The 22,710-nt window shown below is 33.4% G+C and carries 21 protein-coding genes; 20 read left to right on the forward strand and 1 reads right to left on the reverse strand.

Features of this window, described 5'->3' with window-relative positions; genetic code table 11:
- The 12 genes from mraY (at position 1) to DWZ69_RS09320 (ending at position 11,392) form a co-directional block, all read left to right on the forward strand.
- Positions 1-987 (forward strand): phospho-N-acetylmuramoyl-pentapeptide-transferase, encoded by a 987-nt coding sequence (gene mraY, locus DWZ69_RS09265; protein WP_117999103.1) that lies wholly within the window; start codon positions 1-3, stop codon positions 985-987.
- A gap of 48 nt (positions 988-1,035) precedes the next feature.
- Complete coding sequence (gene murD, locus DWZ69_RS09270) at positions 1,036-2,394, forward strand: UDP-N-acetylmuramoyl-L-alanine--D-glutamate ligase (protein ID WP_118436870.1); 1,359 nt, start codon at positions 1,036-1,038, stop codon at positions 2,392-2,394.
- 17 nt (positions 2,395-2,411) lie between these two features.
- Positions 2,412-3,584: a putative peptidoglycan glycosyltransferase FtsW gene (locus DWZ69_RS09275; RefSeq protein ID WP_243081043.1), complete on the forward strand. Its 1,173-nt coding sequence runs from the start codon at positions 2,412-2,414 to the stop codon at positions 3,582-3,584.
- Between the two features lie 15 nt (positions 3,585-3,599).
- Positions 3,600-4,367, forward strand: a complete 768-nt coding sequence (locus tag DWZ69_RS09280) for a cell division protein FtsQ/DivIB (protein ID WP_118436872.1) — start codon at positions 3,600-3,602, stop codon at positions 4,365-4,367.
- A gap of 112 nt (positions 4,368-4,479) precedes the next feature.
- On the forward strand, positions 4,480-5,601 hold the full coding sequence (gene ftsZ, locus DWZ69_RS09285; protein WP_117999100.1) for a cell division protein FtsZ: 1,122 nt from the start codon (positions 4,480-4,482) through the stop codon (positions 5,599-5,601).
- Positions 5,602-5,712: 111 nt separating this feature from the next.
- On the forward strand, positions 5,713-7,308 hold the full coding sequence (locus tag DWZ69_RS09290; protein WP_117999099.1) for a peptide chain release factor 3: 1,596 nt from the start codon (positions 5,713-5,715) through the stop codon (positions 7,306-7,308).
- 169 nt (positions 7,309-7,477) lie between these two features.
- Positions 7,478-8,245, forward strand: a complete 768-nt coding sequence (locus tag DWZ69_RS09295; protein ID WP_158573378.1) for a sigma-E processing peptidase SpoIIGA — start codon at positions 7,478-7,480, stop codon at positions 8,243-8,245.
- A gap of 44 nt (positions 8,246-8,289) precedes the next feature.
- Complete coding sequence (gene sigE, locus DWZ69_RS09300; protein WP_117999216.1) at positions 8,290-8,994, forward strand: RNA polymerase sporulation sigma factor SigE; 705 nt, start codon at positions 8,290-8,292, stop codon at positions 8,992-8,994.
- A gap of 132 nt (positions 8,995-9,126) precedes the next feature.
- Positions 9,127-9,903: an RNA polymerase sporulation sigma factor SigG gene (gene sigG / locus DWZ69_RS09305; RefSeq protein ID WP_022166241.1), complete on the forward strand. Its 777-nt coding sequence runs from the start codon at positions 9,127-9,129 to the stop codon at positions 9,901-9,903.
- A 62-nt stretch (positions 9,904-9,965) separates the two neighbouring features.
- Positions 9,966-10,229 carry a YlmC/YmxH family sporulation protein gene (locus tag DWZ69_RS09310; protein ID WP_117999097.1) on the forward strand — a complete coding sequence of 88 codons (264 nt, stop codon included), beginning with the start codon at positions 9,966-9,968 and terminating at the stop codon, positions 10,227-10,229.
- A 147-nt stretch (positions 10,230-10,376) separates the two neighbouring features.
- Positions 10,377-10,826, forward strand: coding sequence for a transcriptional regulator NrdR (nrdR, locus tag DWZ69_RS09315; RefSeq protein WP_022166239.1), 450 nt, complete (start codon positions 10,377-10,379; stop codon positions 10,824-10,826).
- Positions 10,827-10,885: 59 nt separating this feature from the next.
- Positions 10,886-11,392: a YqeG family HAD IIIA-type phosphatase gene (locus DWZ69_RS09320; RefSeq protein WP_118436876.1), complete on the forward strand. Its 507-nt coding sequence runs from the start codon at positions 10,886-10,888 to the stop codon at positions 11,390-11,392.
- Between the two features lie 290 nt (positions 11,393-11,682).
- On the opposite strand, the gene DWZ69_RS09325 is transcribed toward DWZ69_RS09320, so the two are convergent.
- Positions 11,683-12,558, reverse strand: coding sequence for a shikimate dehydrogenase (locus tag DWZ69_RS09325; RefSeq protein WP_199521876.1), 876 nt, complete (start codon positions 12,556-12,558; stop codon positions 11,683-11,685).
- Positions 12,559-12,687: 129 nt separating this feature from the next.
- Between DWZ69_RS09325 and aroD the strand changes: the two genes are divergently transcribed.
- The 8 genes from aroD (at position 12,688) to DWZ69_RS09365 (ending at position 22,585) form a co-directional block, all read left to right on the forward strand.
- On the forward strand, positions 12,688-13,935 hold the full coding sequence (gene aroD, locus DWZ69_RS09330; RefSeq protein ID WP_117999095.1) for a type I 3-dehydroquinate dehydratase: 1,248 nt from the start codon (positions 12,688-12,690) through the stop codon (positions 13,933-13,935).
- Between the two features lie 82 nt (positions 13,936-14,017).
- A complete protein-coding gene (gene efp, locus DWZ69_RS09335) occupies positions 14,018-14,575 on the forward strand; it encodes an elongation factor P (RefSeq protein WP_117999094.1) in 558 nt (185 codons plus the stop codon).
- A 240-nt stretch (positions 14,576-14,815) separates the two neighbouring features.
- Complete coding sequence (locus tag DWZ69_RS09340) at positions 14,816-15,775, forward strand: NAD(P)-dependent oxidoreductase (RefSeq protein ID WP_117999093.1); 960 nt, start codon at positions 14,816-14,818, stop codon at positions 15,773-15,775.
- Positions 15,776-15,885: 110 nt separating this feature from the next.
- Entirely contained in the window at positions 15,886-16,758 is an 873-nt protein-coding gene (locus DWZ69_RS09345) for a hypothetical protein (RefSeq protein WP_118436878.1), read from the forward strand.
- A gap of 307 nt (positions 16,759-17,065) precedes the next feature.
- Positions 17,066-17,695 carry a single-stranded DNA-binding protein gene (locus tag DWZ69_RS09350; protein ID WP_022166233.1) on the forward strand — a complete coding sequence of 210 codons (630 nt, stop codon included), beginning with the start codon at positions 17,066-17,068 and terminating at the stop codon, positions 17,693-17,695.
- A gap of 225 nt (positions 17,696-17,920) precedes the next feature.
- Positions 17,921-19,609, forward strand: a complete 1,689-nt coding sequence (locus tag DWZ69_RS09355; RefSeq protein ID WP_117999091.1) for a glycosyl hydrolase — start codon at positions 17,921-17,923, stop codon at positions 19,607-19,609.
- Between the two features lie 356 nt (positions 19,610-19,965).
- A complete protein-coding gene (locus DWZ69_RS09360) occupies positions 19,966-21,114 on the forward strand; it encodes a hypothetical protein (RefSeq protein WP_118436880.1) in 1,149 nt (382 codons plus the stop codon).
- Between the two features lie 103 nt (positions 21,115-21,217).
- Positions 21,218-22,585 (forward strand): hypothetical protein, encoded by a 1,368-nt coding sequence (locus tag DWZ69_RS09365; protein ID WP_118436882.1) that lies wholly within the window; start codon positions 21,218-21,220, stop codon positions 22,583-22,585.
- Positions 22,586-22,710: the final 125 nt, after the last annotated feature.

Below are 22,710 nucleotides of genomic sequence, written 5' to 3' on the forward strand. Positions count from 1 at the left end.
ATGAGTACAAGTACAACTATCATCGCAGCAATTATTATTTCTTTTGCAGTAAGTGTTATTTTATGTCCTATAGTAATACCCATGCTTAAAAAATTAAAATTTGGACAGTACATAAGAGAGGAAGGACCAAAATCACATCAAAGTAAGTCAGGTACACCAACTATGGGTGGCATGATTATTCTTGCAAGTGTTATTGTCACATCTCTTATTTTTATGTTCGTTTGCAAGAACACAAGAATAGTACCGGTTTTGTTTATGGTTATAGGTTTCGGTATTATAGGCTTTTTAGATGATTATATAAAAGTTGTAAAAAAACGTAATTTAGGTTTAACAGAAATTCAGAAACTTGTTGCACAGATTGTTGTAACAGCAATTTTCTGTTTCTATATAGTTAAATATTCAGGTCTTGGAACAGCTACAATTATTCCTTTTACAAACGGAATGGAAGTGACAATGCCAATGTGGTTATTTATTCCATTTTTATTTATAGCTGTTTTAGGAACTGTAAATGGAGCAAACTTAACAGATGGTCTTGATGGTTTAGCAACAAGTGTTACTGTTATAATTGCAGTGTTCTTTACAGCAGTAGCTGCAGGAACAAAATCAGGTTTAGAGCCAATTTCAGCAGCTTTTGTTGGAGCGTTACTTGGATTTTTCTTATACAACGTATATCCTGCAAGAGTATTTATGGGTGATACAGGTTCGCTTGCTTTAGGTGGTTTTGTTTCATCTATGGCATTTATGCTTAAAATGCCAATTTTTATAGTAATTGTGGCATGTATATATTTACTTGAATCATTGTCAGACATAATTCAGGTAAGCTGGTTTAAGTACACAAAGAAAAAATATGGTGAAGGAAGAAGAGTGTTTAAAATGGCACCGCTTCATCATCATTTTCAGGAAAGCGGTTATGCAGAAACTCAGGTTGTGGCAGCTTTTGCAATTGCTACAGCAATGTTATGTTTAATTGGATATTTAGCATTATAAAATAATAGAATATAAATGGTGATAATTTAGCAGATGAGGAGTAATGTTATGGAACTTAAGAACAAAAAAGTATTAGTTGCAGGTTCAGGAAAAAGCGGTATAGGTGCTGCAAACCTTTTAAAAAAGGTAGGCGCAGTTGTTACAATTTATGATGGAAATGTAAAACTAAACAAAGAAGATATTTTGGCAAAATTAGATAATAAAGAAAATGTTGATGTAATTCTTGGAGAATTAAAAGAAGATGTTATAAAGCAGTTTGACCTTATGATATTAAGTCCTGGTATTGCTATTGATGCACCTTTTGTAAATGATGTAAGAGATAATAATGTACCAATTTGGGGCGAAGTTGAACTTGCCTACGTTGTAGGGAAAGGAAGACTTGCAGCGATTACAGGAACTAACGGAAAAACTACAACAACAGCTTTGGTTGGAGAAATTTTAGCAGCATATTATAAGGATGTAAATGTAGTTGGTAACATTGGAACACCATATACATTAACAGCTTTTGATTCTACAGAAGATACAGTGACAGTTGCAGAAATAAGCAGTTTCCAGTTAGAGACAATACATACATTTAAACCAGATGTAAGTGCTGTATTAAATATTACTCCGGACCATTTGAACCGTCATTATACAATGGAATGTTATACAAATGTAAAAATGAGTATTGCAATGAATCAGGACGAAAATCAGCCGATTATTCTTAATTATGAAGATGAAATATTAAGAGAATATGCGCCAAAACTTAAAAATAAAATTGTTTGGTTTAGCAGCAAAAACAAATTAGAAGAAGGTGTTTATTTAGACGGGAAAAATATTATGTACGCTGAAAATGGAGAAAAACGTGTTATTACAACAACAGAGGACACAACACTTGTAGGTATTCATAATGTTGAAAATATTATGGCAGCAATTGGAATTTCAGTTAATATGGGAGTTCCTGATGCTGTGATTAAAGAAGCAATCAAAAAGTTTAAAGCAGTAGCTCATAGAATAGAATATGTAGATACAATTGATGATGTTATTTACTATAATGATTCTAAGGGAACAAATACAGATGCATCCATAAAAGCAATTCAGGCAATGACACGTCCAACTGTTTTAATAGCAGGCGGCTATGACAAGAAAGTTACTTTTGACGAATGGGCAAAAGAATTAGAAGGCAAAGTTAAATGCTTGGTTTTACTTGGTGAAACTTCTAACCAGATTGCTGACACAGCAAAAAAATATGGCTTTGAAAATATTATTTTCACAAAATCTTTAGAAGAAGCAATAGATGAATGTAAGAAAAATGCGCAGCAGGGAGATGCAGTTTTATTGTCACCTGCATGTGCAAGCTGGGATATGTTTGACAGTTATGAGCAGCGTGGTGATATGTTCAAGGATTATGTTAAGAAATTAAAATAGAACTTGGGGTAAGTATATTGAATAAAGAAAATAATCAGGTTTCCAAATCAGATGAACAACAATTAAATAGAAAAAAAAGAAGTGGTTATTTCGACTATAGTTTGCTATTTGTATGGATTTTTATAATGCTTTTAGGCTACGTACTTTTGTACAGTGCAAGTTCTTATACAGCATTAAATAAATATAATAGTTCAATATATTTTTTGAAAAATCAGCTAATTGCCACAGCCATGGGATTAGTTGTAATGATACCAATGATATTTTTTGACTATAGAATTTTAAAGAAGTTCAGCAAATTCATCTACGGGGCATCCATAGTAAGTGTTTTTCTCGTTTTAACACCAATGGGAATCGAGGCAAACGGTGCAAGAAGATGGGTGGACTTGAAAATTGTATCTTTTCAGCCTGCTGAGTTAGTTAAAATATCAGTTATTCTTTTAACGGCGTTTTTGCTATCTAAATGTGGTAGGGATGCTTTAAAACATGGTAAGATTTGTTGGCAGATTTACAGCATAAGTATTCTTGGGGCGGCAGTGTTGTTTATTGTCACATCTAACCTAAGTTCCGCAATTATTGTTTTAGGAATAGGAGCTGTAATGCTAATTGTTGCAGGTGCCTGCAAATTTTTTACAGGGATAATCGCAGCCGGAATAGGTGTTGGTGTTGTATCGCTGTTTTTTCTCGGAGAATTCTCTGACTTAGGATTTAGATTTAGCAGAATTGCTGTTTGGAGAAATCCGGAAGCGTACATGGATAAAGGTGGTTATCAGGTAATGCAGGGGCTATATGCAATTGGTTCCGGTGGTTTATTTGGTAAAGGATTAGGAAACAGTGCTCAGAAATTAGGGTACGTTCCTGAAGCCTCTAACGATATGATTTTTTCCATTGTATGTGAGGAACTTGGTATTTTTGGAGCATTGTGTATTATTGCATTGTTTATTTTCTTAATTAGAAGAATGAGATATATTGCAAGTAATGCGTCAGATTTATTTGGCTCAATGGTGGTAGTTGGTGTGCTTGCGCATATTTCAATACAGGTTGTTCTTAATATAGCCGTTGTTACTAACTTTATACCAAATACAGGTGTATCCTTACCATTCATAAGTTATGGTGGAACGTCGTTAATGTTTTTGATGATAGAAATGGGAATGGTTTTATCAGTTTCAAGAAGAATAAAGAGGATTCGTTAAATGTAAGGAGTCATTATGAGTCAGGAGAAAAGAAGAGGAAGAAAAAAACACAGACGTAGAAAATTAAAAAAATGGGTTAAAGTTTCTTTTTTGGTAATTGTAATTATTGTTGCCTTAATCTTAATTGGTATATTTGGATTTAAGTTGCAAAACGTTACATGTACTTCTGATTTGGACCAGTTTACAGATCAGGAAGTGAATGCCTACATGAGTGAACAAAAGATTGATAACACATTGGTCTTTTGGTTTAAAAGTTTAATAGGGAAAAATACACCGCTTGAGTTGTATGAGGAATATAAAGTAAAACTTTTATCGCCATCAAAAGTGAAAATAACAGGATATGAAAAGAAGTTACAGGGATACATCAAAAAAGATAAATTATATTATTACTTTGATGAGAAGGGCACAATTCTTAAAATATCTGATGAAAAAATAAAAGATATTGTTCCGGTTAAGGGATTGGAAGCTACAGAATTAAAGCTTTTCAAAAAAATAAAAGTAAAAGATGAAAAGTCTTTAGAAACAATTTTGACAGTTACTTCATCAGTGGAAGCTTACAATTACAAAGTAAAACAGTATTCCATAAACAAAAACAATGAAGTGACAATGAACATAAAAAATGTGAAAGTTCAGCTTGGCAAAAAAACAAATTTGGACAAGAAATTAAAGGATTTTAATGACATGTACAAAAATGTTATAAAGTACAAAGGAACTTTAAACATGAAACATGCCAGTGAAGATGGAAGTTACACTTTGAAAAAAAGTGAAGAAAAAAAGAAATAAAGGTATTGCTATTTTTAGAAAAAAATTATATTATATAATGTATATGGCTAATATTATGTCTCTGTTTTAAGAGGCAAACTAAATTTTAAGTGAGACAAAGGAGGATGTACTCTTGTTAGAAATTACTACAAACGAAAGCGAAGCAGTAGCAAAGATTATAGTTGTAGGCGTTGGTGGAGCAGGAAACAATGCCGTAAATAGAATGATAGATGAAAACATCGGAGGAGTTGAATTTATTGCAATTAATTCTGATGCACAGGTACTTAAAAGAAGTAAGGCACCAACAACTTTACAGATTGGTGAGAAGATAACAAAAGGTCTTGGAGCAGGAGCTAAGCCTGAAGTTGGTGAAGCAGCTGCAGAAGAGAACGTAGAAGAATTAGCACAGTTATTAAAGGGTGCCGATATGGTATTCGTAACATGTGGTATGGGTGGTGGAACAGGTACAGGAGCAGCACCTGTTGTGGCACGTGTAGCAAGAGAGCAGGGAGCTCTTACAGTAGGTGTAGTTACAAAGCCTTTCAGATTTGAATCAAAGGCACGTATGAACAATGCTTTAGCAGGTATTGAAAGATTAAAGCCAAACGTAGACACACTTATTGTAATTCCAAATGATAAATTATTAGAAATCGTAGATAAGAGAACAACAATGCCTGAAGCATTAAAGAAGGCTGATGAAGTATTACAGCAGTCAGTTCAGGGTATTACAGACTTAATTAATGTACCTGCATTAATTAACCTTGACTTTGCTGACGTTCAGACAGTTATGAGAGATGCAGGTATTGCTCATATTGGTATCGGTGAAGCAAGCGGTGATGAGAAGGCTTCAGATGCAGTTCAGCAGGCTGTTACATCTCCACTTCTTGAAACAAAAATCGATGGAGCAAAGAATGTTATTATCAACATTACTGGTGATGTTAGCTTGTTTGAAGCTAATGAAGCTGCAAGCTATGTACAGGAACTTGCAGGTGATGATGCAAACATTATCTTCGGTGTAAGATATGATGATTCATACCCTGATGAATGTTCAATTACAGTAATGGCAACAGGTATTGGCGATTCAACACCAGCGCCAAAGGCAACAGCTTTTGGTATGGGAAGCACGGCTAAGAAGTTCTCATACAATGCAACACCTTCTGCTACACCAAAGAGTGAAACAACTCCTGTTCAGCAGCCACATAGTAGCATTGAGGACAAGCCACTTAACATTCCTGATTTCTTAAGAAACAAATAATTAGGCTTAAGCCAAAGTTTACTTAATAAATAAAAAGACACGAACCTGAGTATATGCAGTTCGTGTCTTTTTGTTGCAAAAACATTATTCAAAAATAAAATGGAGAGAAGCATGGAAGATAACATAAAAAAAGAAATAGAAAATAGAAGAACATTTGCGATTATTTCTCATCCTGATGCAGGTAAGACAACTTTAACAGAAAAGTTTCTTTTGTACGGTGGAGCAATTAACACAGCAGGTTCTGTAAAAGGAAAAGCAAATTCAAAGTATGCTGTTTCTGACTGGATGGGTATAGAAAAAGAAAGAGGTATTTCTGTTACATCATCAGCATTACAGTTTCAGTATGAAGGTTATTGCATTAACATTCTTGATACACCGGGCCATCAGGATTTCTCAGAGGATACTTACAGAACACTTATGGCTGCTGACTCGGCAGTGATGGTAATTGATGCTTCAAAGGGTGTAGAAGCACAGACAATTAAACTTTTCAAGGTATGTGTAATGCGTCATATACCGATTTTTACATTTATTAACAAAATGGATTTAGAGGCAAGAGATCCTTATGAATTATTAGAAGAAATTGAAAATGTATTAGGAATTAAAACATGTCCTATTAACTGGCCAATTGGTTCCGGTAAGAGATTTAAAGGCGTCTATGACAGAAATACAAAGAAAATTTCAATGTTTCAGGCTGTTTCAGTAGGTGGCGCAAAAAGTGCTGCTGAAAAAATATATGATTTAGACAACGAAGAGTTTAAAAATGAAATAGGTGATGAGTTATATGATCAGTTAGTAGATGATGCTGAATTATTAGATGGAGCCAGTGAACCATTTGATCAGGAATTAGTTGATAAAGGTGAATTATCACCTGTATTTTTCGGTTCAGCGTTGACAACTTTTGGTGTGGAAACTTTCCTTGAACATTTCTTAAAAATGACAGAGTCACCGCTTCCAAGAATGTCTGATCAGGGATTGATTGATCCAGTAACAGAACCATTTTCAGGATTTGTTTTTAAGATTCAGGCAAACATGAATAAAGCGCATCATGATAGGATTGCATTTATGAGAGTTTGCTCAGGAAAATTCGATGCAAGTAAGGAAGTTTACCATGTTCAGGGTGGAAAGAAAATGAAGCTTTCTCAGCCACAGCAGATTATGGCACAGGACAGAAAAGTTATAAATGAAGCTTATGCAGGCGACGTTATAGGTGTATTTGATCCGGGAATTTTTTCAATTGGGGATACAATTTGTACACCTGGAAAGAAGTTTGCATACGAAGGAATACCTACTTTTGCACCTGAACATTTTTGTAGATTAGTTGCCCTTGATTCAATGAAGCGTAAGCAGTTTATGAAGGGTGTTACACAGATTGCTCAGGAAGGGGCGATTCAGATATTCCAGGACTATAACCTTGAAATGTCAGAAATAATCGTAGGTGTAGTAGGTGTGCTACAGTTTGACGTTTTGAAATACAGAATGGAAAATGAATACGGTTGTGATGTTAGATTAGAGCCACTTCCATACAGACACATTAGATGGATTAAGGATCCTACAGTTAATCTAAATAACGTAAAATGTCCATCAGACGCTAAGAGAGTAAAGGATATGAAGGGCAATCCTTTAGTTATATTTACAAACGAATGGTCTGTAAAACTTTTACTTGAAAGAAATGAAGGTTTGGAAGTGACAGAATTTAAGAATAATTAACAATAAAAGCAAATCGCGAATTTATAAAAAATGAAATAAGTTATAAATTACACATAATATGGAAGGTATATATTTTGACATATTAATAGAAATGTAATTTATAACTTATTTTTTTATGTGTCTCTTCGACAGACTTTTTTATGGGAAAAATTATAATAGTAGAAAAGGGGTGAGATATATATACATATTTATAGATGTTTACTTTGGGTACAATTTTCTAATAGATTTGTCAGTTGTATTTGCAACCGGAGAGATTTTAAATAAAAAGAGTAAGTGGTACAGAATGATATTGGCAGCATTAGCAGGAGCCATATACAGCGTGTTGACTCTTTTTTTGAAGGAAAACATACCGGTTAAAATAATTTTAACTTATCTGATAGTAGCTGAAATAATGATAATTCTTGCTTTTGGAAAAATGGATTTTAGGGCAAATGTGAAGGCTTTCCTTGTTATGTATGGGGCTACTTTCCTGCTAAATGGCATAATGAATCTGTTTAATAAAAACAACAGTATGCTTTTGAGTATTGTTATTGCAGTTACATGCAATAGCATTATCAGACTGTTAGCTAAGCTTATGCTAAAAGAGGCAGGAGCAAGTAAAAATCTGCTTAAAATAATCATAAAAGAAGGAAATTGCAAAGTAGATGTTACTGCACTTGTGGATACGGGGAATAACCTTTTTGAGCCTATGACCGGAAAGCCGGTTTCCATTATTGAAAAAACTGTTGCAGAAAAAATTATAAATGAAAATTCGAGGTTTACTTTTATAGCTTTTAAGTCGCTGGGCAAGGAAAATGGGCTGTTAAAAGGAGTTTTTTGTGAGTACATAGAAGTAAATGGAAATAGATACAATAATCAGATTATCGGTATATATAACGGTAAATTAAGTAATGATAATATGTATCATATGATTTTACATCCTAAATTATTAGAATAAAAGGGGGAGAGTTTGTGAAAGCGTTAGATTTTGGAAAAAAATACATGGGAAAAATTGCCTTGTTAAAAGGGCTACTTTATTCAAAAGAAGGGGAAATATATTACATTGGTGGCAATGACATTTTGCCACCGCCTTTGGAAGCAGAAGAGGAAGCAACCTGCATAAAGAAAATAATTGAAGGTGAGGATAAGGAAAGTCGGTCGAAATTAATTGAACATAATTTAAGACTGGTGGTTTACATAGCCAAGAAATTCGATAACACAGGAGTAGGCGTTGAAGATTTGATTTCCATTGGCTCCATTGGATTGATTAAAGGAATAAATACTTTTAACCCTAATAAAAACATAAAACTGGCAACTTATGCATCCAGATGTATTGAAAATGAAATTCTTATGTATTTAAGAAAAAATAATAAAACAAAACTGGAAGTGTCAATTGATGAGCCACTTAATGTAGACTGGGATGGTAATGAACTGCTTTTGTCAGATATTTTAGGGACAGATGAGGATATTATATCAAAAGACATAGAAAATGAGGTAGAGAAAAAGCTTTTGTACAAGGCGATAAACAAGCTAAATAACAGAGAAAAAACAATAGTACAAATGCGTTATGGACTAAATAATATTGATGGCGAGGAAATGACGCAGAAAGAAGTGGCAGACTCTCTTGGAATCTCCCAGTCTTACATATCAAGACTTGAAAAAAAGATAATAAGAAGACTGAAAAGAGAAATTGTAAAGTATCAATAAAAAACATAATAAACCACAATTCGACAGTATATAAAGTTTATAGTTTCAAAAAGAAAATATTACGAATAAAGAGCCGATATTTAGGAAAACATATTTATGTGAAAATACAAAAATATGAAAGTAGGAAATATTATGGCTCTTTTTAAAGTGGAAATATGTGGAGTAAATACAGCCAAACTACCATTATTAACAGAAGAGGAAAAAAGAGAACTTTTTAAGGAAATAAAAAAAGGAAACATGGAAGCAAGAGAAAAGTACATTAGAGGCAATTTGAGATTAGTATTAAGTATTTTACAGAGGTTTTCTAACACAGGAGAAAATGTTGACGACTTATTTCAAATAGGATGCATTGGCTTAATAAAAGCGGTAGATAATTTTGATGACACACTAAATGTAAAGTTTTCAACTTATGCGGTACCTATGATTTCAGGAGAACTGAAAAGATTTTTGAGAGATAACACGGCAATTAGAGTTAGCCGCTCCATCAAGGATACGGCCTATAAGGCAATTTATTGCAGGGAAAACATAATTAAGTCAACTAACAAAGAACCTACAATCGGTGAAATTGCAGAGCATATTGGGGCAACGGAAGAACAGGTGACTTATGCGTTAGATGCCATTCAAAGTCCGGTTTCCTTATATGATCCTGTATATGACCAGGGAGGGGACACCCTTTATGTAATGGATCAGATTAGCGATAAAAAGAATAAAGAAGAAAACTGGGTTGAAGACATTGTGCTAAGGGAGGCCTTAGACGGGCTAAACGAAAGAGAAAGAAAAATTATAGACATGAGGTTTTTTTATGGAAAAACTCAAATGGAAATAGCTGATGAAATAGGAATTTCCCAGGCGCAGGTTAGCAGACTGGAAAAAAATGCAATTAAAAACATGAAAAATTATATTAAATAAAAAGACGATTTTAAGAGAACAAAAATAAAAATAAAGAATACTATATATAAAAAAGGTCTTTTATGAGAATAGAAGAATTAAAACGAAAACAAGTTATAAATTGTTGTGACTGCAAAATTCTTGGCAATGTTTGTGACTTGGAATTTGATATATGTACCGGCTGTATAAAATCTATTGTTGTTATGGGACCAAGTAAATGGTGCGGGCTTGTTTGCAGTGATTTTGAATATATAATACCTTTTGGTTGTATTACTCAGGTTGGGCCTGATATTATTTTGGTTCGTGTGGAAGAGAAGGAGGTCAAACATAAAATTAAAATATCTTGACCTCTCTAAACACTTTATTTATAATGGCTTTGTGTAAAATTAACTAAAATAAACAGCAAACTTAGAAGAAAAATGAATTAAGTTCATTTTTATAATAGTTACAACTAAAGGCTGATGACCAGATGGAGTATACTAGGAGGAAGAAACATGAAGTGTCCATATTGCGGTGAAGAAAATACAAAAGTAATAGACTCAAGACCTGCGGAAGAAAACAACGCCATAAGAAGAAGACGTCAGTGTCTTAAGTGCAAAAAAAGATTTACAACTTACGAGAAAGTAGAAAACATTCCTCTTATTGTTATAAAAAAAGATGATATAAGAGAGCCTTATGACAGAGGAAAAATTGAAGCAGGAATAGTAAGATCATGTCACAAACGACCTGTTTCTTATGAACAGATAGTAAGTGCTGTGGAAGATGTAGAAAATAAAATATTCAATATGGAAAAAAAGGAAATATCCAGCAGAGTAATAGGTGAGATTGTAATGGAAAGATTAAAAGAATTAGACCAGGTTGCCTATGTAAGATTTGCTTCAGTTTACAGAGAATTCAAAGATGTTAATACATTTATGGATGAGTTAAAGAAATTGTTAAAATAAAAGTATGTATTTTAGAAGTGTTAAGAAACTTACAAAATACAAAATACCGGGAGAAAAGAATGTTAGAAAGTTTATATCCAGATAAATATTTGAAATCTGTAGATGAAATAGATTTTGAAGAATACTATAAGCAGGGTATCAGAGGTATTATATCTGATATTGATAATACTCTTGTTCCACATGGAGCACCGGCAGATGAACATATAATTAATGTGTTTGAAAAAATACATCAATTAGGAATAGAAACCTGCCTCATATCAAATAACAAGGAACCAAGAGTAAAGCCATTTGCAGATGCGGTGAATTCAAAATACATATTTGATGCTCATAAACCAAGTAAAAAAAACTACATTAAAGCAATGAAAATAATGGGAACCAACGATGAAACAACATTGTTCTTAGGAGACCAGATTTTTACTGATGTGTGGGGGGCAAACAGAGTTGGTATTAAATCAATTATGGTTGAAAAAATTAATCCAAAAGAAGAGATACAAATTGTTTTGAAAAGAATTCCTGAAAAATTCATATTATGGAATTGGAGAAGAAAAAACAAAAAGTCAAAATAATTTTGTGTGAAATAGTAGAATATAAATGCTAAAATAGCGCAACAGAAATAATAAAGAACAGAAATAGTAAAGATAAAGAGATTGTAAATGGAAAGATACGTAGAATACGCAGAATGATAAGTTGTAAAAAAGTTGTTTGTAATTAAACGAAAAATTACAAACAGCTTTTTTATGTAAGAAATTTATTCGGAAATTCATATTATATAAAAACGTTCCTCTAGGGATGAATCCTTGTGCGAAAAGAATCTGAAAAAAGAAATTCCACCCAAATTTCTTTTTCATAAAATATTTTAAACTGTAAAATAAAGTTCTTTAATATGTTCTACAGGCATATCTTTTCCTGTCCAGATTTTGAAAGCTTCAGCTCCCTGGTATAAAAGCATATACAAACCGTTAAAAGTCTGGCAGCCCTGTTCCTTAGCCATCCTAAGAAGTTTTGTTTCCATTGGATTATAAATAACATCAGAAACTATTAAATCTTCTCTTAACATTTTCTTGTCAGGAATAATGCAACTGTCCACATTTGGTGCCATGCCAACAGAAGTAGCGTTAGTTAAAATCTGACTTTTTTCAATTGACTCGCCTAAAACATCATCATTTCCAAGTTCAATTAATTTAGCATTACAATCTGTTTTACTATTAACAGCGTCAACCATCTTTTCGGCTTTTTCCCAGAAACGGTCTTTTATACTAAAAACATTAATGTTCTTAACGCCATCAAGAGCTGCCTGAACAAAAATAGAAGAAGCGGCCCCACCGGCACCAAGTAAAGTCATTGTATCGCCGATTATGTCAAAACCTGCGTCCTTAACAGACTGCATATAGCCGATTCCGTCAGTGTTATGGCCGATGAATCTGCCATCTTTATTTACAACTGTATTTACGGCACCAATCATTGATGCGGCAGGTGACAATTCATCTACCAATTCGCAAATAAGTGTTTTGTCAGGCATTGTGCAGTTAAAACCGGCAACGTTTAATTTCTTTAAACCTTCGTAGGCAATTTTTAAATTATTTTCAGGAACATCAAAGCACAAATAAACGTAGTTAAGTCCTAATTCCTTAAATGCTTCGTTGTGCATTAAAGGTGACTTGCTGTGTGCAACAGGGCTTCCAAGAAGACCTGTAAGCTTTGTATGTCCGTTGATTTCATTTATACATCCCATAATAATCCTCCAAAGTAAAATAGTTTAGCTTATTAAAGTATAAGAGCTTTTATAAAAAAAGTAAACCTTCTCATTGACTTAAAATAACAGCTAAACTATACTTTAATTATTGCAAAAGTGGAGGTACTAATGAAAACAAAAATTTGTATTCCTATTATTGGACAGGACGAAAAAGAAGTGTTAGATCAGACTGAGAAGATTTTACAAATGCAACCTGACTTGATTGAATGGAGAGCAGATTATATTGAAAAATTAGATACGGATGTAATTGAAAACATAACTGCGAAGTTAAAAAATATTATTGGAAATGTCAAACTTGTTTTTACATTTAGAACTGCTGATGAAGGTGGTAAGCAGAGTATAAGTGATGAGAAGTATTCAGAGATTTGCTGTAAGGCAGCAGAAAATTGCGATTATGTAGATGTGGAAATAATGGGACACATGAAAATCGCTAAAAACTTAATTGCAGAAATTAAGAAAAATGGTGCAAAAGTTATTGGGTCAAATCATCATTTTGATAACACACCTTCTAATGGTGAAATAATAGACATAATGAAAAAAATGGAAGAACAGGGAGCAGACATTTGCAAAATTGCAGTTATGCCTGAAGCAAAAGAAGACGTAGAAAGATTTATGGATGTATCTTCGCAGCTAAAAGATATATTAAATGTTCCTATAATAACAATGTCTATGGGAGAACTTGGGGCAGTTTCAAGAATATGCACAAATATTACAGCTTCAAGTGTATCGTTTGCAGCAGGTGTTGATGCATCAGCACCTGGGCAGGTTAAGGCAGATATTTTAAGAAAATTACTAAAAGTAAATGAAGGTTGTAGTTTAAAAGGAAATATTTCTTTAATCGGTTTTATGGGAACAGGAAAGACAACTGTATCAAAGGCATTGTCAAAAATTACATCTTTTAAGGAAATTGATGTAGATGCCTACATAGTTGAAAATGAAGGAAAAGCCATAAGCGACATATTTAAGGATAGCGGAGAAGCATATTTCAGAACACTTGAAACAAATGCGTTACAGACAATTTCAAGTAAGCAGGGACAGATTATTTCCTGTGGCGGTGGTGCTGTATTAAAAGATGAGAACGTAGACATACTAAAGAAAAACGGAGTTATTGTTTTGTTAACAGCTACTCCTGAAACAATATTTGATAGAGTAAAAGACCACACTCACAGACCAATATTAAATAACGACATGAGTTTAAGACATGTAAAAGAGTTAATGGAACAAAGAGAACCAAGATACCAGTCAGTAGCCAATGTTAAGGTAAATGTGGACTCTAATGACAGAATTCTTACATGCTATAATATAATTAACTATTTAGAAAAAGAAGGCTATATTGAAATTGAAATTAATAATTAGATAAAGGTTGAAAATATTTATAGAATCTTTTATAATGATAGAAGCGTGATTTATCACAGATGAACTTTTAGGAGGAAAAATTATGGTAACAGCAGGCGATTTCAAAAATGGTATTACTATTGAATATGATGGAAAGATTTGTCAGATCATCGAATTCCAGCATGTAAAACCAGGAAAAGGCGCAGCGTTCGTTAGAACAAAATTAAAAGATATCAAGAGTGGTGGTGTTGTAGAAACAACATTCAGACCAACAGAAAAATTTGAAAATGCTCATATCGACAGAAAGGATATGCAGTATTTATACAATGATGGAGATCTTTACTACTTCATGGATGGTGAAACTTATGACCAGATTGCTGTAGGTGCAGACAAGGTTGGAGATTCACTTAAGTTTGTTAAGGAAAATGAAACAGTTAAGATTTGTTCATGTAAGGGTGATATCTTTGCAATTGAACCACCTATCACAGTTGAACTTCAGATTACAGAAACAGAACCTGGATTCAAAGGAAACACAGCTACAAATGCTACAAAGCCAGCTACTGTTGAAACAGGAGCTACAGTATATGTTCCTTTATTCGTTGAACAGGGGGAAACAATTGTAATTGATACAAGAACAGGTGAATATTCAAAGAGAGTATAATTTTTGAATTATATAAATTAGGACTGCGGAAATATTTTCTGTGGTCCTTTTTTATGTAATAAGAAATTCCAGCGGAATTTCTATTACATAAAAGATGTTCCACTATAGATGCACCCTGGTGTGAAAGGAAAACGTTCCACTATGGATACAACCTAGTGCAAAAAGAAAACAGTTGCGCAACAACACGCACCCGGTGTGTAAAATGTGGCAAGCAACATTTTTATTAATAGGAGATAGTTTATGAAAATAGTAATTTTAGATGCTGCGACACTTACAATAAATAACGATATTGATTTTTCTATATTTGACAGGTTTGGTGAAGTGAAAATTTATGATTTTACAAAAGATGAAGAAATACCTGAACGTATTAAAGATGCAGATGTTATTTTATGTAATAAATCTTCAATGTCTGAGAAGGATTTATCCGGGGCAAAGAACCTTAAATATATAGGTTTGTTTGCTACAGGATATAACAACGTTGATTTGGAATACACAAGAAAACATGGTATTACGGTTTGCAATGCCGGAAGCTATTCAACAGAGGCAGTGGCTCAGCACGTTTTTGCATTTATACTTCATTATTACAACACAATCTCAAGGTATGATGAATTTGTAAAGAACAAGGGCTGGATAAACACTAACAAATTTTCCCCTTTTATGGAAATGAAAGAACTTTTCGGCAAAACTATAGGTATTATAGGTTATGGTTCCATTGGACAAAAAGTAGCAGTAATTGCAAATGCTTTTGGGATGAATGTTCTGGCATACAGTAGAAGTGCATTAAAAGAAAAAATACAGTCTGATGAAGTGACGTATGCTGCAGTTGATGAAATCTTGGGAAAGTCAGATATTGTAACAATTCATTGTCCGTTAAATAAAGATTCGGAAAAAATGTGCAATAAAGAATTCTTTACTAAGATGAAAAAAGACAGTCTTTTTATAAACACATCACGTGGAGGAGTTGTAAATCAGGAAGATTTAATGTGGGCGTTAAACAATAATGTTATACAATATGCGGCATTAGATGTTATTGAAAAAGAACCAATGCCAGAAGATTGTAAGCTTATTGAAACAAAAAATCTTGTGATTACACCTCATGCAGCATGGGCTCCTTTAGAGACTAGAGAGCGCCTTATTAAAATCGTTTCGAAAAATTTGCAAAAATGGGTTGCAGGAACCCCTATAAATGTTATAGAATAGAGCACAAGAGGGGTGTTAGGTTTAAACACATATCTAGTACAATAATATGCGGGCACGGAATCAGCTCGTAATTGTATGAACAATTTAATTATATTTAAGGAGGAACAATCATGAGAAGATTGGCAAAGAAAGTTGCAGCAACAGCTATGGCTCTTACAATGACAGCAGCTATGGCAACAACATGTTTCGCTGCAAACTGGGGAAGTTACTTTGGAGCTAATGCAGATTGGTACGAAGGAGCAGAAGGAAAATTAACAGCAAACACAGCAGCAGGATTTACAGCATCAATTAATTCTGTAGGCTGGGGTGGAGTTTGGGGAGCACAGGTATATATCGATGGCTCTAGGAATGACAATGCAAAGAATGTTAAGGTTACAAAAGGAAAATCTTACACACTTTCATTTGACATCAGCGCTTCAAACCTTACAAAGTTTGCTTATGTTAAGGTTTCAACAGGTGAAAAATTAGCTTACTCAACATGGGTTAAGATGCCAGCTAACAAGACTGTTAAGGTTAAGAGAACTTTCAAGGCAGCAGGAAATGCTAATTCAGTTTACTTTGGATTAGGCGGAGATGTCGGTGATAGAAGAGATGTATCAACTGATGCGGATGCTGTAACAAGATACAATGTATTCAAGAGAGACTTCAAGCAGGCAGCAGAAATAGGATTACAGAACGATGCTAACGGTGACTACACAGCAGCTACAAACATCAAGGTTTCTAAGTTTACTTTAATTGAAACACCAAAGATTAAGTCAGCTAAGTCATCAAAAAAGGGCAAAGTTACAGTTAAGTTTGCAAAGGTTAACGGAGCAAAATCTTACAAAGTTAAGGTTGGAAGCAAAGTTAAAAAAACAAAGAAGACATCTGTAACAGTTAAGGCTAAATCAAAGAAGAAAGTAACTGTACAGGTAGCAGCAGTAGCTAAGACATCAGGAGTAACTGGTGCATACAGCGCTAAGAAGAAAGTAAAGGTTAAATAATTTTTAACTGAATAATACATATTAAGCAGATGTCAGATTTGATTCTGACATCTGTTTTAAAATTAATGACATAAGTCATAATGTTAACAACTCATATAAATATTAAATGGGATTTATTGTGCACAACCACATAAAAGTTTTTATTGCGCATAACGGCAAATAAACGTTATTAAATGGCATATGGGAATCAGTAGTGGGTAAATGGTCGATAGAAGTCGAACGATTTTTTACATATTTAGGAAAAAATAGCATATAATTATATTGATAAAAATTTAATAAACCAAAGTATGGTGAAGGGGGAAATACAATGATTGACAAAGTAATTGAAAACAACAGAGTGAGTATTATAGGAGAGATTGTTTCTGATTTCAGATTTAGTCACGAAGTTTTTGGAGAAGGATTCTACATAGTAGATGTATCGGTTGACAGATTAAGCGAATTAACTGATATTATTCCACTTATGGTATCTGAAAGGTTAGTTGATGTAAACGAAGACTACAAAGGAAGATTAGTTGAGGTTTCAGGACAGTTTAGATCTTATAATCGTCACGAAGGAACTAAGAATAAGTTAGTGTTATCAATTTTTGTTAGAGAATGGGAAGAGGTCGAAGAAAACCTGGAAGCTGGAAAAACTAATCAAATATTTTTAGATGGTTATATCTGTAAAGAACCAATTTACAGAAAAACACCACTTGGAAGAGAAATTGCAGATTTATTAATTGCAGTTAATCGTCCATACGGAAAATCAGATTATATTCCATGTATTGCCTGGGGGAGAAATGCAAGATATGCTTCTACATTTGAAGTGGGCGGTCACATTCAAATATGGGGACGTGTTCAAAGTAGAGAGTACGTTAAGAAAATTAACGAAGAGGAAAGTGAAAAGCATATAGCGTACGAAGTTTCTGTTAGTAAACTAGAATATATTGACCAGTAATAAAAAGCTGTTCTTAGATTTGATTCTGAGAACAGCTTTTTGCGTGATAGGAAAAATGTATAAAACGAAATGACGTATAGTATACTGGTGAAAAATAGAATAGTTGTTAAATATAGATACATTGATTTTGTGCATTTTGTGAATAATAGATAAAAACGTTTTGACTTTTATACATGCATGAAGTAAAATTGTATAAAAAGATTTTAATTCAAATAAGGAGGAATTATGAAAAAGAGAATTAAAAACATAATTTCATTAGTTCTTGTAATAGCGTTGGCGATTAGTGGTATTACATATACTACAGAAACAAAAGCTGATGAAAAAGAAGATTCTTGGAAAACTAATGCAGTTAAAGTACCAAGTGAGGGACAACTTGTAGGAGCCGGTTACATTGATGTAAAATTTGATAATTCAATGGAAGGCTATACATACACTGTATATCTTGATGGAAATCCTGTTTACTGGAACGGTAACAATATTGTAAGAGAAGAACTAGGCGAACAGAAAACAGATTCTTCTGTAACTAAAACTTTTACATCAAGTGATGAAGGAAAGACAGAAGTTTATACAACAAAAGTAAGCAAACATGAAATTACTGTTAAGGCAAAAAAAGACGACGTTGAATTAACATCAGTGAGAACATTTTATGTTTCAAAAAAAGGTCTCGCATTAGGTGGCGACATGAGTGACAAGATTAAGCTAAGTAAACTTAACTGCTCATGGTATTACAATTGGTCAACAGATGCTTTTAATACATCATTAGATGAGGGCGTTCAGCACATTCCTATGATGTGGGGAAGCGGTGATGATAACAAAGAAGCAATGAAGAATTTAAATACAACATCAAATTATATTTTAGGATTTAATGAACCTGATATTAGAAGTCAGGCAAACATGGAATTCTTTGAAGCTTCAAGTGTTTGGAATGATTATATTAAACCTCTTAATATGAGAAATGTTTCACCGGCACCTGCAGCTCCGGGGGGAGATTCTGTATGGCTTAGAAGATTTATGAATGGTGATTACATTTGCAAAAATCCTTGGGACGGAAGTTGGGGATTATATTACGATTATGAAGATGACGCTACAAAAACCTGGGTAGATGGAGAAGCTGACAGTGTTGATGCGGTAGTTTTACATTATTATAGAAACACAATTAATTTGCAGGGACTAATTGATGCAGTGGAAACACTTTGGAATTCATATCATAAACCTATTTGGATAACTGAGATGTCTTTGTTTGGAGTGAAGGGAACGGATTATGACTTTAGTTATGAAATTCCTGAAAAAAGGGCAGAAATACAGAAATATCTTGAAGATGCAATGGATGCTTTAGATAATAATCCACATGTGGAAAGATACTGTTGGTTCCCATATGATATCGATAGTACGAATGATATAGATGCGTTTAATGGGTCAGGTGGAACAGCTATGTTTGATTATGAATCCGGTGCTTATACAGAACTTGGTAGAATGTATTCTTCAAAGGGAAATCCTGAAGGTTATAATGCACAAACAATATCAGATGATGAGATGTTTGTATATGTACCTGAAACAACAACTGAAGAAACAACAACTGTTAAACCTACAACACAGAAGCCTACAACACAGAAAACTACAACAAGAACAAAAAAAGTCACACCACAGCAGGTTAAAATCAAAGCAGCCAAAAATGTTAAGAAAAAATCTGTCAAGTTGACTTGGAAAAAAGTTTCAAAGGCAAAATCATATCAGGTTCAATATGCAATGAATAGTAAGTTTACTAAAAAAGTAAAAATTAAAAATACCAAGAAATTAACATACACTGTTAAACAATTAAAGAAGAAGAAAAAATATTACTTTAGAGTAAGAGCATGTGCCGGTAAAGTATATGGTAAATGGTCAAAGGCGAAGAAAGTTGTTATAAAAAAATAAAGTTAGGAAAGAGCTAATCTTAAAAATGAGATTGGCTCTTTTTGATGATAATGTTATATGAATTCGATATAAATAAGCAGAATATATAAATAATATTTTCTAATTGGTTAAAAATACTTTGATAAAAAGTAAAAATAAGATAAAATCATCCAAAAAAATGATAAAAAACGTTTCAGCTCCAAAAGCGTTATGCAATATTACATATTATTTAATAGATAAAAACAGTTTTATTCGTTAAATTTAACATTAAGTGTTGAGAAATAAAAACGTTTATGATATAATGACGATAATTGAAATGAGATTGAAAAATTTCAAGCGAAAATTAAAATTAAAATTTATTAAAGGAGGAATTGGAAATGAGAAAAGTTTTCAATAAGGTAGTAGCAGGTGCAACATCTGTAGCTTTAATTGCAACACTTGCATTAGGAGTTAATTTCGCAAGTTCAGTAAAGGCAGATGATGCAACAACATTAGCAGCACCAACATGGTCATTTACTCAGGGAGGACAGTATAACCCAGGAGAACCAACTAACACAGGTTACATCAAGTCAGTTAATGTAGGAGATGAAGTATTATCTAACTGGGAAAGAGACAAGAATAACAAGCAGATTCAGTCAGCAAGCAAAGCAACAACTGGTTTCACAATGAATATTGAAAATACAGGCTGGGACAAAGATTGGGGAAATGATAAAATCAATCCATGGTCTGTAATGGCAACAAATACTATTGAAGGTAAGGCAGGTCATATATATACAGTTTCATTTAAAGCAAAAGCTTCAAAGAAGAAATATGCATATGTAGCATTTAATACAGAAACAGAAGGACTCGCACCATATGATCAGGCACCTGTTGAATTTGGCGGTGATGCATCAAATCAGATTATTACATTAGGAACAACAGATAAGACATTTACATTTACATTTTCTAATTATGTATCAGCTAAAGAAATTACAACAGCAATTATGTTAGGTTCTTTCAATTCACAGAATGATTATGCAGGCAATGATGTAAAGGATATAATTACAGAAACAGAAGTTAACTGGAATGGTACAGTTGTAGTAAGTGATTTTACAATTACAGATAAGGGCGTAAATCCAGACTTCACAGAACCTGAAACAAAGCCAACACAGCCATCAGTTAACCCAACACAGCCATCAGTTAACCCAACAAAGCCTTCAGTTAACCCAACAAAGCCTTCAAAGCCATCAGTACAGCCTACAACTCCAGCAAAGAAACCTGCAGTTAAGAAGCTTGCTAAGGTTAAAGGTATTAAGGCTGTTAACAAGAAGAAAGGCACATTAAAGATTACTTGGAAGAAAGTAACTGGTGCTACATCATACAAGGTAAAAGTTGGAAAGAAAACATACACAGCAAAGAAAACATCTTTAACAGTTAAGAAGCTTAAAAAAGGAAAGAAAGTAACAATTAAGATTTCAGCTCAGGGACCAAAGGCTAAGTACAAAGCTTCAGCTTGGGCTTCAAAGAAAGTTAAAATTAAAAAATAATTGTTACAATTAAATTAGATGTATAATACAGTACCCAATGCTAAGGCATTGGGTAACTGTTTAATTAGAAGTAGACTTAATAGAAATGTCGGGAGGACTAAACGTGAGAAGAAATATTTTTAAGAAGATTTCAGCAGCAGTACTTTCATTAACTATGATTGTTGGAATGACTGGTGTTGTACCGGCAGCAGGTCATGCTGCAAACGGAGCAAATATTGCTTCAAATATTAGTTGGGATTATTTTTCAGTAATTAGTTATGATGCTAATGGCAACTTAGATTCACATAGTGGACATGTAGCAGGAGAAGATGGCTCAAGAAAACATCCATACTGCTGGTATCATGCATTAACACATATTAATACTGATAAATATCCAAATGGACAGGTCGCAGGAACAGACTTTGCAACTGAAGGCTGGGTAGCTGAAAGTTCATCATCATCAGCAAGATTTTATGCAAAGAATACAGGCTGGGATGGTCAGTACAATGAACGTGATGGCTCATTAGTTGGAGATAACCAGTGGGGACTTAGAATGTTTACATCAGCAATGAATGTAGAAAAAGGACGTTCATATACTTTATCATTTAAATACACAAGCACTTTAAAGGGAAAGAAGACTATCTACGAAACAGATGCAAATGGTGAATATGTATTAGATTCTAACGGAGATAAGATTCCTAAAAAAGATGAAAAGGGAAACGAGATTCAGGAGAATAATTATAAAAAACATATTAATGTTAGTGTAATTAATCCGGCTAACAATAATGGATTAGAATTTTCAACAACAAGTGGCTGTACATCAGCAGGCTTCTTTGTTGCAGATTCAAAAGTAACAGATCCACAGACTGTAACAGTTAAGTTCACTGTTCCGGCAAATTATGCAGGTTCACAGGTTAAAGTTCAGTTCGCTTTAGGTTCATATGTTGTTTCATATCCTGATGAATTAGCTATGACAGGAAGCTTCTCTGTATCTGACTTTAAGATTGCTGCAGGAACACAGTATTCTGTTAAATATACATATGGTTCAAAATCATATACAAAATATGTTAATGCAGGAGCAAAGACATCTTCATATGTATTTCCTGTAAAGGGCAAGACATTTTCAAAATTCACAAAGAACGGAAGCACATTTAGTCTTTCAACACCTATTACAGGAAACACTGTATTAAACTGTGTATATGTAAATACTCCAAAGCCAGCGAAGGCAAAGGTTAAATTTAAAGCACAGAAGAAGAAGGTTAAATTAGCTTTAACAAAGATTAAGAATTGTGTAGGATACGAAATTAAGTATGCTAACAATAAGAAGATGAAGAAAGCTAAGACAAAGACTACAACTGCTAAGACATATACAATTAAGAAGTTAAAGTCAAAGAAGAAAGTATACATTCAGGTTAAGGGTTATAACTATGACTCAGCTGGACAGAAGGTATACAGCAGTAGAGTTCTTAAGAAAACTGTAAAGGTCAAATAATCAGGAATTAATTAAAATTTTAAACGAAAGGGCGGAAGGTTATATATATAAATAGCTTTACTGCCCTTTTTTTAGAATTGAAATGTTATGGAAAAGAGTTGAAAAGGGGCAAACTGAATATGTTA

Origin of the sequence: Eubacterium sp. AF34-35BH (genome assembly GCF_003477765.1) — a bacterium.
Lineage (GTDB): Bacteria > Bacillota > Clostridia > Lachnospirales > Lachnospiraceae > Eubacterium_G.